The organism is Psychromonas arctica, assembly GCF_036697365.1.
Lineage (GTDB): Bacteria > Pseudomonadota > Gammaproteobacteria > Enterobacterales > Psychromonadaceae > Psychromonas > Psychromonas arctica_A.
Genome location: NZ_JBAHZA010000004.1, coordinates 219,468 through 234,745 on the forward strand (window position 1 = coordinate 219,468; position 15,278 = coordinate 234,745).

12 protein-coding genes are annotated in these 15,278 nt (G+C 36.6%); 3 read left to right on the forward strand and 9 right to left on the reverse strand.

All coding sequences use genetic code 11. The features are described 5' to 3' along the window. Positions 1-26: 26 nt before the first annotated feature. The 6 genes from V5290_RS06460 to V5290_RS06485 form a co-directional block, all read right to left on the reverse strand. Positions 27-866 (reverse strand): energy-coupling factor transporter transmembrane component T, encoded by an 840-nt coding sequence (locus V5290_RS06460; protein WP_333383012.1) that lies wholly within the window; start codon positions 864-866, stop codon positions 27-29. Next, a complete protein-coding gene (locus V5290_RS06465) occupies positions 863-2,563 on the reverse strand; it encodes an ABC transporter ATP-binding protein (protein ID WP_333383014.1) in 1,701 nt (566 codons plus the stop codon). Before V5290_RS06465 ends, V5290_RS06460 begins: the two co-directional genes overlap by 4 nt. Positions 2,564-2,569: 6 nt before the next feature. Next, a complete protein-coding gene (locus V5290_RS06470; RefSeq protein WP_333383015.1) occupies positions 2,570-3,118 on the reverse strand; it encodes an ECF-type riboflavin transporter substrate-binding protein in 549 nt (182 codons plus the stop codon). Between the two features lie 286 nt (positions 3,119-3,404). Beyond that, entirely contained in the window at positions 3,405-3,974 is a 570-nt protein-coding gene (locus V5290_RS06475; protein ID WP_333383017.1) for a DNA-3-methyladenine glycosylase I, read from the reverse strand. Positions 3,975-4,493: 519 nt separating this feature from the next. Continuing rightward, positions 4,494-6,848, reverse strand: a complete 2,355-nt coding sequence (locus V5290_RS06480) for a helicase-related protein (RefSeq protein ID WP_333383019.1) — start codon at positions 6,846-6,848, stop codon at positions 4,494-4,496. Further along, a complete protein-coding gene (locus tag V5290_RS06485; RefSeq protein ID WP_333383021.1) occupies positions 6,818-7,714 on the reverse strand; it encodes a DUF1837 domain-containing protein in 897 nt (298 codons plus the stop codon). The genes V5290_RS06480 and V5290_RS06485 overlap by 31 nt, the downstream gene beginning before the upstream one ends. A gap of 678 nt (positions 7,715-8,392) precedes the next feature. Here V5290_RS06485 and V5290_RS06490 point away from each other — a divergent pair. Together V5290_RS06490 and V5290_RS06495 are read left to right on the forward strand one after the other, a co-directional pair. Further along, entirely contained in the window at positions 8,393-8,539 is a 147-nt protein-coding gene (locus V5290_RS06490; protein ID WP_333383023.1) for a hypothetical protein, read from the forward strand. A 156-nt stretch (positions 8,540-8,695) separates the two neighbouring features. Then, the gene (locus V5290_RS06495) at positions 8,696-8,998 is read left to right on the forward strand and encodes a DNA-binding transcriptional regulator (RefSeq protein WP_333383025.1); all 303 of its coding nucleotides are present in this window, start codon (positions 8,696-8,698) and stop codon (positions 8,996-8,998) included. 500 nt (positions 8,999-9,498) lie between these two features. Here the strand turns inward: V5290_RS06495 and V5290_RS06500 are convergent, their stop codons facing one another. Next, entirely contained in the window at positions 9,499-10,782 is a 1,284-nt protein-coding gene (locus V5290_RS06500; RefSeq protein ID WP_333383027.1) for a DEAD/DEAH box helicase, read from the reverse strand. Positions 10,783-10,959: 177 nt separating this feature from the next. On the opposite strand from V5290_RS06500, the gene V5290_RS06505 reads away from it, so the two are divergent. Beyond that, positions 10,960-12,552: an ABC-F family ATPase gene (locus V5290_RS06505; RefSeq protein ID WP_333383029.1), complete on the forward strand. Its 1,593-nt coding sequence runs from the start codon at positions 10,960-10,962 to the stop codon at positions 12,550-12,552. A gap of 72 nt (positions 12,553-12,624) precedes the next feature. On the opposite strand, the gene chrA is transcribed toward V5290_RS06505, so the two are convergent. Together chrA and V5290_RS06515 are read right to left on the reverse strand one after the other, a co-directional pair. Beyond that, positions 12,625-13,797 carry a chromate efflux transporter gene (gene chrA, locus V5290_RS06510; RefSeq protein WP_333383031.1) on the reverse strand — a complete coding sequence of 391 codons (1,173 nt, stop codon included), beginning with the start codon at positions 13,795-13,797 and terminating at the stop codon, positions 12,625-12,627. Between the two features lie 269 nt (positions 13,798-14,066). Beyond that, positions 14,067-15,101: a hypothetical protein gene (locus V5290_RS06515; protein WP_333383033.1), complete on the reverse strand. Its 1,035-nt coding sequence runs from the start codon at positions 15,099-15,101 to the stop codon at positions 14,067-14,069. Positions 15,102-15,278: the final 177 nt, after the last annotated feature.

The window sequence follows — 15,278 nt, forward strand, 5'->3', positions numbered from 1 at the left end:
GACCTATACTGACTCAACAGTGAATATTAATTAAATGGATACCAGAATAACTGCTCTTCAAATACATGCTTAACAATAGCCAGCGATACACACACTAAGATAGTAGATAAGCAGATCCAGTCTTTGTTAGTTAATGGTTTTAAACTATACCAGGTACGTGATTTATGGCGGCCAAAACCACGCAGCGTCATCGCATTTGATATCTCTTCCGTTCTATCCAAACTAGTAAAAATTAATGGGCCCAAAATACTTGTTAGATTTTTCAAACGAGAAAGCAAAGAAGCCTTTTTAGATAACTCAACGCCTCTAGCCTGCTGAGCATGCATGATATTCACGTAATCTTTCTTAATTTCAGGTAAATAACGTAGTGTGAGGCTTACTGCATAGGCAACCTTATAGGGAATGCCTAAACGATTCAAACTCGCAGAAAACTCAGTAGGATGTGTAGTAAACACAAACACTAAAGCGATTGGAAACATACTGAAATATTTTAAGGTCACTGTCAGCAAATAAAACAAGGTTTCTTGGGTAAGAGAATAGAAGCCAAACGGCACTAAAACCGTCTCGGTGCCCATATACTCAGTGCCCTGTTGTGGTGCTAATAAAAACATAAACAATGCATTTAATGACAACACACTGGCAGTGGCAATCAATAGAGTTCGATAAACTTTAACCGGAACCTTGGTCATTCTTAATAACAACAGTCCTACCGCAACTAACGCAACTATTAAGCGTAAATCAAAGGTAGTGAGTACTACGGTTACCCATGCCATAAAAAGTACAAACTTGGTAATACCATTTAAACGATGCAGCGCAGAATCAGTCTCAACATAACTTATTCCAAAGGCCATTTTTTCTGCTTTCATGCAATGTTTCTCGCTTGTTCTGTTTGAATAAAACACTGCATAAAAGCACTGGTATTCTCAATCTCTAAATTAACTGCCAATTCGTATAGGCTGGTAGTAGTAAGGTTAGCTTTTGCCAACAAATCAGGTTGACTAAATACCTCAGTCATAGGCGCATCAGCAATTAAATGGCTATCAGATAAGACAATCGAGCGTGTCGTATATTCTAGTACTAGATGCATATCATGAGAGATAATCACGACCGTGATACCTAAACAAGTGTTAAGCTCTTTGATGAAACTCAACATAGCAGTATAACTGCGATAATCCTGCCCAGCTGTTGGTTCATCTAAGATAAGTAACTCTGGCTCTAAGACAAGGATAGAGGCAATCGTAACGCGCTTTTTCTGTCCATAGCTCAGTGCATCGATTGGCCAATGACGGTATTTTTTTAAACCACAAAGCGTTAATACCTGTAGGACTTTCTGTTCAATAAGTTGTTCGTCAACACCACGGTTACGTAAACCAAAAGCAATTTCATCAAATATCATATGATGAGAGATCATATGATTAGGATTTTGCATCACCACGCCAACCGCTTGGCTTCGCTCAAAAATACTTAATTCAGCAAGGTCTTTGTCATTTAATATTATCTTACCCAAGTCAGGTTTAACAACGCCCATAATCAACTTAGTTAACGTTGACTTACCTGAACCATTTTTACCAAGAATCGAAACAAACTCACCTTTTTTAACCGAGAAACTAACATCATCAACTGCGTTAACTTCTCCATTATAAGAATAAGTTAGCTCTGATAAGGTTAATAACGGTGTTTGACTCGGTTCTTGGGTTTGTAAATCAGTAACATGAAACCATTCAAGAAGTTTATCTTTGTATTGATATAAAGATAGCTTATCAAGATTAGCGGGATTATGTTCAGCTGCTATAGTGCAGTTTGCAGATTTCAATGCAGATAAATACAGCGGCTCGCGTATACCATGTGCAGTGAGTAATGAACTAGCTAACAATGCATCAGGCGACATATCCGCAACTATTTCACCATTGTCCATCAAGATAATTCGGTCCACATCTCGATGTAATACATCCTCTAAACGATGCTCAATAATAATAATTGTTTTATCAGCATCTCGATGTAGTTGATCGATAATCTCAATCGTCTTTTTACTGGTTTTAGGATCTAAAGCCGCTAAGGGCTCATCAAAAAGTAAGACATCAACATCATCGACCAAGATTCCCGCTAAAGACACACGTTGCTTTTGTCCACCAGACAAGTCTTGAGGAGAGGCGTTTAATAAAGAAGCTAACTCAACCATTTGCGCAGTAGATTTAACAATGGGGTACATATCCGCAGTTGCGGTACATTGGTTTTCTAAAGCAAAAGCAATGTCTTCGCCAACGGTTAACCCAACAAATTGACTGTCAGTATCTTGCAATACCGTACCGACATGCTCCGTATAATGGTGCATCTCAAAAGTGCTTGTATCTTTCCCTGCAATTTTAAGTTGCCCTGAACACTGACCTTTTATTGCATGAGGAATAAGACCATTAAGGCAACGGCCAATGGTAGATTTACCACTACCGCTCGCACCGATAATGACAATTTTTTCGCCCTTCTCTATTTTCAAATTAATATTTTTAAGCGTTGGTTTATCTAGCGCTTTATACTGAAAAGAGAAATTCGAAAACTCAATCTGCATATCTAACTACCCTTCGCTCAAGTTGCTACTTTGTTGGTTACGTTTTGCAACTGATTTCAAAATAAAGTAGCCCACAACAGCAATTAGGACAGTATTGCCAGAAGCGATAATAGTTAACTGTGTAAAGACCTTACTGAAAGGTTCGGCATATAAGATAGTGTCTAACAGCGCAGAACAACCATAGCCGACCACATTACCAACTAACGCAAGTACAACAAATAGTACAAAATCTTTCATCTCAAATAAGCCAGATTGAATACGGCGATTAGTCAATCTTGGGAATAAACCGATCACTAATCCTACAATCCCTGAGCCTAAGACCCAAGTAAACCAAACACCCCAACCAGCAAATAAATCTGTTACCCAATGACCTATAAAGCCCACTAAAAAACCAACAATCGGTCCGAATAAAACAGAGAAAAGCGCAAGAATAGCCATGGCAGGTTTTAAAGTCGTATTGGCAAATACCGGAATACCAAACATAGGCAGACCACCTATACCATAAAGGGCAGCACCAATAGCAATAACAACAACGGTTTTAGTGGACAGTTTCATGTATACCTCATTAATTAAGTTAGTCGGCTGATTATACGGGTATTAAAAAGTAATAAGAAGTCTAAGAGTCTAGATGTCTAGTAATAAAAATGAAGGATTTCAATATCAAAGGGCAAGAATTCAAATCGACATGCCAGTTACCATTTAAACTCGCCAATTTCAAAGGAACTTCTTAAAAAGCACTTCTTAAAAGGCACGTCATAATTTATGTAAGTTTAGGTTGGTCAGTATTCTGTGCGATATTTTTCATAAACAGCAATAACTCAAGATTAACTGAGTTGTTCACTTATTGATACGCATTAAAGCGAAAACAATCTGTAGTATGGTCATTAAGTAATCCAACAGATTGCATAAAAGCATAAGTAGTGGTCGGGCCTAAAAACTTAAAGCCTTTTTTCTTCATGTCTTTACTGATTAGAGTGGATAACTCAGTTGATGCTGGCACTTCTTCCTTTGTTCGCCAATGACCAACAATGGTTTTATGGTCAGTGAATTTCCAAATGTAATCAGAAAAACTGCCAAATTCCTTTTGCACATTCAAAATACATTGTGCGTTATTAATGATTGCTGATATTTTTGCACGATGTCGAACGATGCCTGCATCTAACAATAGTTCTTCAACTTTTGCATCATCAAATGCAGCCACACTTTTAAGATCAAACTGATTAAACGCAGCACGATAACCTTCGCGTTTATTTAAGATGGTATGCCAACTTAACCCCGACTGACAAAGCTCTAAAGACAGTGCTTCAAACAGTTTTTGATCGTCATAAACAGGTACGCCCCATTCTGTATCATGGTAAGCCTCTTCAAGTTTGGTTTTTAAAGCCCACTGGCATTTTTTGATATCGCTCATTTGGGGTAATGGCCTTTTGAATGTGTTTTTTGTTGAATTGGTTTGTATACAGTAATGAAAAGGATGGGTTTTGGCTAGTTGTTGTTAGTTTGTTTGATGTTTTGTTATTTTGGAGTTTTAAACTCGTCTGCGCTCGTCGGATCATTTTGATGTTTATTTACAGTGTTTTCGCCCTGTCGGCGAGTTCATTTTCTTTATAAGAATAAAGAAAACAGAACCAAAAGAAAATCGCCCCAAATCGTTTTTTATCTGAATAAATAACAGCCTTCTAAACGCACCGCTCATATGCGGCGTCCATGCCGCGAAGTTCGCTAGCAACGGCATCCATGCCTCTGCTTGCTAAAGCCAGTGATTGATTCAGAAAAACTCAACGGGGAAATTATCGTAGCCGCTTTGAGTTTCGTTTTATCGTTAGTTATTTGATATTACTTATCTCAATATATGGATGTCCCACACTTTTTACCGAATCTCTTTCTGATCAAATTATTGAATATATTAGCAATATTTGTATTCAAAACTTTATTTTTTGTTAAAAATTAACTCTATTTGAAGAAATTTTTCGAATTCAAAAGCATCAAATAGGTCCTCTCCACCATTCTTTTCCCCACTCTCGTAATAGTCTAACAGCTTAGAAGGCACGCCGTAATCGCTCGCCAACCGCCCCTTCTCTGTTGTTGCATTATATTCAAGCTTAAGTAATAGGCGATCTATCCCTGAAACTTCTTCCATATCAACATTAATTCTTGATGATATGACATACTTATACATTAAGTTAAACACGCCAAGATACTTAACTAATTGGTATTTTAAAGTACTAAAAATAAATTCAGATGATTCTCTAATAGCTTCATCTATAGTGTAAGGGCGCTTACCTTTTGTAGTATTCTTAGTCTTGTTTTCTAAAATATATTGAACAGAGCCACGAAATCCACTGTTTAAATATGAACTGAGCATGAAGACAATTACTGAATACTGCCTACCAGCGTTTTTACCTCTAGTTACAGTGGTTTTATTATCAATTAAACGTTGTAATTTATCACTAGTTACAACGGGCCTGAAAGAATTCAGCACAACCTGAAAACCTTCAAAATCTAAAAACATTTGACTATTTATTGCCTTGATAAGTTTACGTATTCTCTGACCATGTATTGGCGATAATTTAATAATATTGTCATAAACAGCTATTTTATGACTGTGAGAAATAACCTTATACATTGCCATAATTTCATCAGGAATAGCTCTTTTCTGTTGCTCCATTAAAATATTTCGCTTCCGTTCAATATCTTCTCTACTTAAAAAGGCTTCATCAGTAATAAAATAATCTATCTCGTCTTTTTCAACTTCAGGATCATAATTTTTATGTTTTATCTCATCATCATTTCCGTCTAATATATCCTTAAATTCTTTATCTAAAACAATCACCCTTCCACTAAAATGATGTAAGAATCTGCCAGCTCTACCTGCAATATTCTTAGCATCGAATGTTTTAAGTGGCTTATTTCCCTTACGTGAATTAGTCACAATTAAGTTTTTAGCTGAAGTATTTACACCTTCTGTAATTGTTGTTGTAGAAACTAATAAATCTAAATCGCCTTGATTAAAAAAATTAATTATTTCTTTTTGGATATATTTAGGAACTAAACCATGGTGAATACCAATTCGGTTTTCCAATGCTTGAATAATTACCCATGAATCATTAAATGAAAATGCCCCTTTTAAATGATTAATAAATTTTACCAATAAATCTGATTTACTATTATCATTATTTACATGTGCAAGGATAGATTTTTTAACGTAACCTTCAGCAGTCCCTGCACCTCTTGTATACACAATTGCATTTTCATTAATGCTAAGAATATCTTGGTAAACCTTACTAATTTTCAAACCAATATTCTTACTCCAACCATAAAGGTCGATTGATAACTGATTATCAATTTTATTATTTCGACCATGAAGAACATCAATGCTTTTATTCACTATTTCATAATTATTGTAATCAATTATCTGGAAATGATTATTATTAAGGAATGTATTGAAAGATTGATTAAGCGCATTATTAGTTTTATCAGGGAATTCTATATACGGCCCAACAAGCAAAATATCTGGTGTTTTTGATAAAATATTTTGCAGTGCCACCCGGTAGGCAGTATCCCTCTCATTTTCCTTATTTGATGTGTCAATTAGATATTCATTGTCAATTTTGTATATCTCATCAACAAAAACAAAGTCTATGTTTATATCGGAGTATTTATCAACAAAGGATAAGTATCGTTCAGGGGTATAGATAAAAATGTTTCTACTATCAGGTTCAAGGTCTTCAACATCACTTAGCGTGTGAATATTAAACTCATCATAAAAAAAGCGATAACTGTCATTGGTAAATAGCCTCTCATAATTCTCTGATAACAGAGCTATAGTAGGAAAAATTAATGCTATATTTTGGTACTCTAACTTTTTAATTATTTCATAAATTAAAAACGTTTTACCAAAGGATGTTGTTGCTGAAAGGAAATACCTATTTTGCTCAAACTTTTGAAAGCGCTCCAATATCTGTTTTTGAAACTTATGAATTTTTGTTTTTTCATCAATATGAAGTGATGTTTCATAAAGCATTGATGCCATCGTTTTTAAATCTACTTCTTCAAGCCTTTCCTCTCTTGCAAATTTATCGACAAGTAAATCATAATAGTGCGGAATACCTGAAGCATTAGAAATAAACTTTAAAAACTGAAAATCTGCTGACTGAAGATCATCTGATTTTATTAAGTCAAAATAAGCGCATACCAGTTTTATAAACTCATAATCTGGTAAATTACCGCTGCGAACATGATTGAGTGATTTAACTAAATTAGCGGTTTCTTTGATTCTATCCATGAGATCACATCCTGCTTCACTTTTTTCACTTCACTTAACGGGAGTAAAATAAAAAATAATTCATAATTTATTGATAACTTAAATTTTTGAGCTGAATACCTGTCGTTGATAAACTTTACAGCCCTCTTAATTTCATCATCATAATTTGGCTCTTTATCTGGGTACACGAGCAATATTGGATATGATAATGACATATTATATTTTGCAAGCTCTTGAGGAATATTGATTTCAGGATTTTCTTGCCAAGCTAAGATAATTTCTTCAAGCTTAGAACCTTTAAGGTTAAACTGGTCTAAACGATCTTCAAGGTTAATAACATTAGATGATAAATAATCATCAGAAATAACTTTATCCAATCCCTTTATAGCGCTATGTACACAACTAGAGAGAGAACCTCTGAATTTAACTTCACCAAACCAAAGGTGAATACTATTTTCACTTTCAACTAAATGATAAGAGTCGTATCCAGCCGTTTCCTTTTTATCAACAGGACTATAAAAATATCCTCTAGCAATAATTGGATCTGCGTAATAATAATGAGCTAGGAAACAATAGAGTAAAACTTCACCATAAAAACCATAAGAGATTTTAGTAGTATCAGAAGCATTAGGATTGAAACGAATTTTTGAAAGCAATGCTCTAGCATACATTTTCTGATAATCTTTGTCGGTTAAATCGAATTGATTAAAAGAGTACTCAATTACACTGTTATAAATTATTTCAGCTAATGCTGTTTCACATTCGCAGCTAAAACAATCATCCTTAACATTGCTTAATGTCATGCCATCAATATTTAACTCTTTATTCTGTAAACTATACCTATATATAAGAGTCTTTTTTATTAAACTATTTAATGTATTTCGCAAATTAACCCTTTGTATTAATAATATATAAATTGCCACGCATTTATTACAAACAATAACTATAATACATTAATTTAAAATCACCTAACCACCAACATATTATAAATATTAACGTCTCTAGACAGGCCAAAATATCTGGGTAAGATCTTGCCTTTAAAAAAAGGTCTTGGACAGCCACTCATTGAAATCAACAATATCAATAAGTTAATAAACTACGATACTAAATACGGCTGCAACAACGCCCTCCGTCTCGTTTTTCTGAATCAATAAGTGCCTTTAGCAAGGTTAGGCATGGATGCCGTTGCTAGCGAACTTCGCGACATGGACGTCGCGTATGAGCGGTGCGTTAAGAAGGTAGTTATTACTTTTATTTTAAAGGGAGTAGATTAAAAAACGAATCGGAGGGCGAGTTATGCGACAGCATAGTTTCACGAGCGGATTAAGCTCTGCGTATCCTGTTCCATCTTTTTGCTTACTTTTTCTTCTGACAAGAAAAAGTAGAGTCGCCGACAAAACAATATCTGGGGTCAGGTCTTGACTTTTGCCTTTATTAATAAACTAGGCATTACGATAAAACTTTACTCAATGTGGTTACAACGCACCCACCGTTGAGCTTTCCCAAATCATTCATTGCTTTTAGCAAATGCCAAACAGGATGTTTGGCTTAGGCTCGTTCTGGTCATGGATGGCCAGCAAGAGCCGGTGCGTTATAAAAGCAATGTATTATTTGGATTAGAAAGCGACTCGGTGTCAGTCTTTTTGCTTACTTTTTCTTCTGACCAAGAAAAAGTAGAGTCGCCGATAGGGCGAAAATACTGCATACAATAATCGAGATGATCCGACGAGCGCAGACGGGCCCAACCTAAAACCGTACATAGACTAATCATTAAAACACATCTAAAATATACCCCATTAGAGTACACTTTAAATTTAAAAAATAAGCTAAAATTCAAATTAGTGATCTAATCAAAATAGGTACATGTGATGAGTGATATATTAAAGTCGGTTCATAAAACCGCTAAAGGATTAAAAAAAGCAGGTGCGATAGATAAAACAACCATGCGTAAGTTTGATGTTTTATGCCTAACTCAAGTTCATGAATTTACCCCAAAACAAGTTAGAAATTTAAGACTAAAATACAACTTATCTCAACCTGTCTTCGCACAATACTTTAATGTCAGCGACAAACTAATCAAAAAATGGGAACAAGGCGATAGCTCCCCTAGAGGCGCTGCATTAAAAATGTTATCACTAGCTGAAAAGAAAGGCCTTGAGGCGATCGCATAAAGGAAATTTCTGAGCTCGATTTTGCCTTTAAATTCAAATAAAACGAAAAAAAACGTGGTTGCGATAACTCTCCCGTTGAGTTTTTCTGAATAAATAACTGACTTCAGCAAGCTAAGGCAGGATGCCGTTGCTAGCTCAGCTCGCCACAAGGATGTGGCGTATGAGCGGTGCGTTTAGAAGGCTGTTATTTATTCAGATCAAAAAACGATTCGGGAACAGTCTTTTTGCTTACTTTTTCTGCTGTTCAGAAAAAGTACAGTCGCCGACAGGGCGAAAACACTGCAACTAATCATCGAAATGACAGGACGAGCGCAGACGAGCTAAAGCTCAATCAAGACAATAAAATATGCATTCCCACAGGGACAATGGGAACGAGCCAACTACAAAACTCAAACAACAAATACAAAAAAGCCTCTATTATCAGTCCAGTAATCCTCTACTGAAAAACAATAAGGGCTTAGATCACGCTAAATTTTTGCGTAACCAAAATCAGCGGTAGCCTAACCACCTACAAAATTATTTCTTGGACCACCTTGTTTCTTTGCACTGCCTGTTCTTGCGCCTGAACGGTTACCATCTCTGTGTTGTGGTTTTGGAGACTTAGGTTTCTTAGGCGCGCGATCATTACCTAATGATGAAGGTTGTAATGGCTCCCCCGGTTCAAAACCTGGATGTACTTTACGAGGAATTTCTTTCTTAATGAAACGTTCGATGTCTCTTAGTAATTTGAATTCTTCTTGGCAAACTAATGAAACCGCTTGGCCTTCATTACCCGCACGACCTGTACGACCGATACGGTGAACATAATCTTCACTTACGTGTGGTAAGTCGAAATTTACTACGTTTGGTAACTGGTCAATATCAATACCACGAGCAGCGATATCGGTTGCTACTAGCACTTTAATTTGGCTTTCTTTAAATTGTGCTAAGGCTTTAGTACGTGCACCTTGGCTCTTATTTCCGTGAATAGCTGCACTACGGATGCCACGCGCTTCTAAATTTTTAACGAGGCGGTTTGCACCGTGCTTAGTTTTTACAAACACTAATACTTGTTGCCATTTATTCTCTAGAATTAACTGGCTTAATAGCGCTGTTTTCTTGGTTTTATCCACTTCATATAACACCTGTTCGATTTTTTCTACCGTGGTATTACGTGGTGTTACAGATATTTCAACTGGGTTATTCACTAACCCTTTTGCTAGCGCGCGAATATCATCAGAGAAAGTCGCTGAAAACAGTAAGTTTTGGCGCTTAGGCGGTAAGACTTTTAAAATCTTTTTGATGTCGTGAATAAAGCCCATATCCAACATACGGTCAGCTTCATCTAGCACTAACACTTCTAACTGTTGAAAACGGATAGCATTTTGTTGGTAAAGGTCTAATAAACGACCTGGTGTTGCTACTAAAATATCAACACCGCGACGTAAATTTTGCATCTGTGGGTTAATTTTAACGCCACCATAAACCACCATGCTGCGTAATGGCATATTCTGACCGTATTTTTCTACGCTAGCTTGCACTTGTGCTGCTAACTCACGCGTAGGCGTTAAAATAAGTGCACGAACTTGATTCGGTTTAGCACGTGGCCCTTTTTCAAGTTTTGCCAATAAAGGCAAAGTAAAACCAGCCGTCTTACCTGTACCTGTTTGTGCTGCTGCCATTACATCTTTCCCAGCAATTACTGCAGGAATGGCTTGTTCTTGAATAGGAGAAGGTTTTTCATAACCTTGCGCTTTAACAGCTTCTACTAACGATACGGGTAAACCTAGTGAATCAAAACTCATATAACATCTCATTAAAATACGGCATATGCCTAAGGCGCGTAGCTTACCTTAAGCAGGCTTTACACGCTATCGAAACCAACGCATAAAATTCATACAATTGAAAGGTGATTAACCTCACGGTATCTGTATAATACTCCTCTTTAAAAAAGCAATACTCAAACTATTTAGGAATAAGCCGTGTTAAGTACAAATAACATCACCATGCAATTTGGTGCAAAACCACTTTTTGAAAATATCTCTGTGAAATTTGGTACTGGAAACCGCTACGGTTTAATCGGTGCAAATGGTTGTGGTAAATCAACCTTCATGAAGATCTTAACCGGTGATCTAGAGCCAAGCGCTGGTAATGTAACTAAAGATCCTAACGAGCGTATTGCTAAACTACATCAGGACCAGTTTGCCTTTGAAGAGCACACAGTACTAGATACAGTATTGATGGGCCACAAAGAGATGTGGGAAGTAATGAATGAGCGTAACCGTATCTACTCTTTACCAGAAATGAGTGAAGAAGATGGTATGAAAGTAGCTGATTTAGAAACTGAGTTTGCAGAAATGGATGGCTACACAGCTGATTCACGCGCTGGAGAAATTCTATTAAGCGTTGGTATTCCATTAGAGCAACATTACGGCCCAATGTCTGAAGTTGCACCAGGTTGGAAACTACGTGTGTTACTAGCACAGGTACTTTTCTCAAACCCAGATATCATGCTTCTTGATGAGCCAACCAATAACTTGGATATCGATACTATCCGTTGGTTAGAAACTGAATTAAATGCACGTCAATGTACTATGGTTATCATCTCGCATGACCGTCATTTCTTAAACTCAGTATGTACACACATGGCTGATATCGATTACGGCGAATTACGCTTATACCCAGGTAACTACGATGAGTACATGACAGCAGCGACACAAGCTCGTGAACGTCTATTATCTGAAAATGCGAAGAAGAAAGCACAACTATCTGAATTACAAGAATTCGTAAGTCGTTTCTCTGCAAATGCATCAAAAGCAAAACAAGCAACATCTCGTGCGAAGCAAATGGATAAAATCCAGTTAGATGAAGTTAAAGCATCTAGCCGTGTTAACCCTTACATTGTGTTTAAACAAGAGAAGAAACTATTCCGTAACGCATTAGAAACCGTTGCGATGACCAAGAGCTTCGACAATACTTTATTTAAAGACTTAAACCTAATGATCGAAGTAGGTGAACGTGTAGCTATCATTGGTCAAAATGGTGTGGGTAAAACAACACTATTACGTACTTTAATGGGCGAAATTGAGCTAACTTCAGGAGAGTATAAATGGTCTGAAAACGCACAATTAGGTTACTATGCACAGGATCATTCATCTGACTTTGAAAAAGACCAAAATCTAATGGACTGGATGGGCCAATGGATGCAAGAAGGTGACGATGAGCAAGTAGTGCGTGGCACATTAGGCCGTTTATTATTTGGTGCGAATGACATCACTAAATCAGTTAAAATCATCTCAGGTGGTGAGCAAGGTCGTATGCTGTTTGGTAAGTTAATGATGAACAAACCAAATATCTTATTAATGGATGAACCAACCAATCACTTGGATATGGAATCTATTGAATCATTAAACTTAGCGTTAGAAAACTACGAAGGTACTTTATTATTCGTCAGTCATGACCGTGAGTTTGTATCTTCATTAGCAACACGTATTATCGAAATCAAAGAAAATGAAGTTGTTGATTTCCACGGTACTTATGAAGAGTACTTAAAAAGCCAAGGTGTTGGTGAATAACTCGATATTCTAGATAATTCATTAACCAACCTAACAATCCGATGTTTGTAAAAGCATCGGATTTTTTTATATCTATAAATACCCTAACAGTAAACCTATCGTGGCGAATAGAAGCACTAAATATACTATCGGTAACTTAACGCTTTTGTGTAGATAGACACCTACCAGTATCGCAGCCATATCCAGCCCATTAAATACCGCACTAACGAATACAGGTTGGTATAAAGCACTTATTAGCAATCCAACTACAGCTGCATTAATCCCACTAATGGCTGCATTAAGGCAAGGTATTTTGGCAAGGCGTTGCCAATTTTTCAAGCAGGCAAGCAACAACAAGAACCCCGGTAAAAAAACACCTAGCGTAGCAATTAAAGCACCTAATAAAGGAGTGTCGGGAAGTAAAAAGTAACCAATATAAGTCGCAAAGGTAAACATTGGGCCAGGCACTGCTTGTGCTATGGCGTAACCCGTTAAGAATTGATCTGCCGTTAACTGCTCAGCCACAATGTTCTGTAATAAAGGCAGTACAACGTGCCCACCACCGAACACTAAACTCCCCGCTTGGAAGAAGTCAGCAAACACTGAAAATAGTGGAGTAAAGCTAGCGAGAAATGAAGTAATGCACAACAGGATAATAAATAAAATTAAAGGCCGAAATTGCAATGAACGCAATGGATTAAGAATTAAGCAGTGTGTTTTTTTATCGTTAAACTCCTGCTCTTTCATTTTAAACAAAACCACGCCGATTAAAGCAGAAAATAGTAATACCAGCAGCTGTGAACTAACACTTGGAATAACTAATAAAACACAAGCACTAAATAAACATAGCGCGATATGTGCTTTATCTTTGCAAAATTGCTTGAACATCATCAAGACAGCATCCAACACCACCACTACGGCGAGCATTTTCAAACTATGAATGACTGAATGGAAGACACTATTATCAGTCAAGTGCCCAGCACTAACCGCCAATACCCCGACTAATAGGACAGAGGGTAAGGTAAACCCTAAAAAGGCACATATTGCACCTTTCAGCCCAGCTCTGTGGTAGCCAATAGCAAACCCTACTTGGCTGGAGCCTGGACCAGGAAGAAACTGACTTAAGGCTACAAACTCAGCATATTGGCGCTCACTTAACCAAGCTAAACGCTGCACAAAATTTTCCCTAAAATAAGCAATATGTGCAGCTGGACCACCAAAGCTATAGCAACCTAAGAGTAAGAAAACTTTAAATATATTCCACATTATCGACACTTCCATTGTCTTATGTATTGAGAGTAATTACGCGATCTACCTAATTGGTATAAATCCAATTTAGTTAATAATCAATTTTTTACAGGAGAAAACTTGATCATTTGTGAGCTAAAAAATTGATTTTGATGCTGGTAACAACTATCCCATTTAAATAAATCGAAAATACAGGAGTTAGATGACAGAAAAATGACAGATGCAATATTTCATACATAAATTAAAAGAAGAGACTAAAAAATATAATTCATTTATTGTAAGTAATATTATTTATCGGAAATAGTAGGTGACGCTAAAACAAGATGTAAATACTGTAAGTCGTTATCCCAAAGTGTTAAAAACTGGCGGTTTTTCTGCTTATTATTAAGACATTTGGCAAATAGAATTATCTTCGCCCCTTTTAAGTCCTCTGCCTGAGTAATATCAAATCGTGATAACAACTCATCCTTAAAGTGACTGATAGGGATAGAAAGTTGTTTGTTATCAGCGACGTTTAGCCACAGTAATTGCTTATCGCTATAACTGATGGTGCCCCAATACATTCTAGGTGCTACTTTTTCTAGCTGCTCTGCATCACTAAAATGTACAAATAAGTTTTTAGCTCGCCAACGGTGCTTTTCACTGGTGTGTACCCAGACATCAGAAGTCGCTAAAGAACTTTTCTTAAATAGACTTTTTAATAAAGCGTTTAATGTTTGTGTGACGGGTTTATCTGCTTGCTCACTTTGTTTAAGCACAGCGAGTTCAAACTCATTATGGTCGGGCTTCTCTGTTTTTATGTTATTTATTTTTTTGCTATCGCTAGAAGGCTTACGTTTTACAATACGCTTCGCAGTGAAGTCGATGGTAAATCCCTGCTCTTCTGACTTCCGTTCCTCTGACTTTGGACCTTTGGATTTTAGGCTTTCTAGGGACAGCTCAAAATCAACAGAATTTTCTGTTTTCACATCAAGTAGTTGTTGATCCTTTGATTGCAACTGCGCTTTTACTGGTTGTAAGTCTGCCGCTTCATTTATTGTGTTTGTATCACGGCGATGAGTATTCAACTCTGAGCAGCCTTCAAGGTGATAGCGAGAACCAAAGCAAGCTTGTTTACCATCTTTAGAAGCACGCCTAAAGTAAGCAACTTGTAAACATTCAGGGCAAAACAGTGAGTGCCTATATTGCTCAATCTTATCATTTGGCAATAATTTAAATTCAAAGATAGAAAAAATTGTTTGTGCTTTAACTTCCCCTTCAACCACTTGATATTGCTTAGTCGGTTGATGATCTTTAGATAAAATACAAATAGCATCTAACATTCAATACTCACTTTAATGGCTACTAGTAAAACACTTCATCGAAATACATGCAGAAATACACTTATCTGTTAATGAATAGGATAACCTAAAATAGTGCCTAATAAATAGGTTAATGTATTGCATCCTCATGATTAATATCCATAATGAAGATTCCATTCTAATATAATGATAAACATG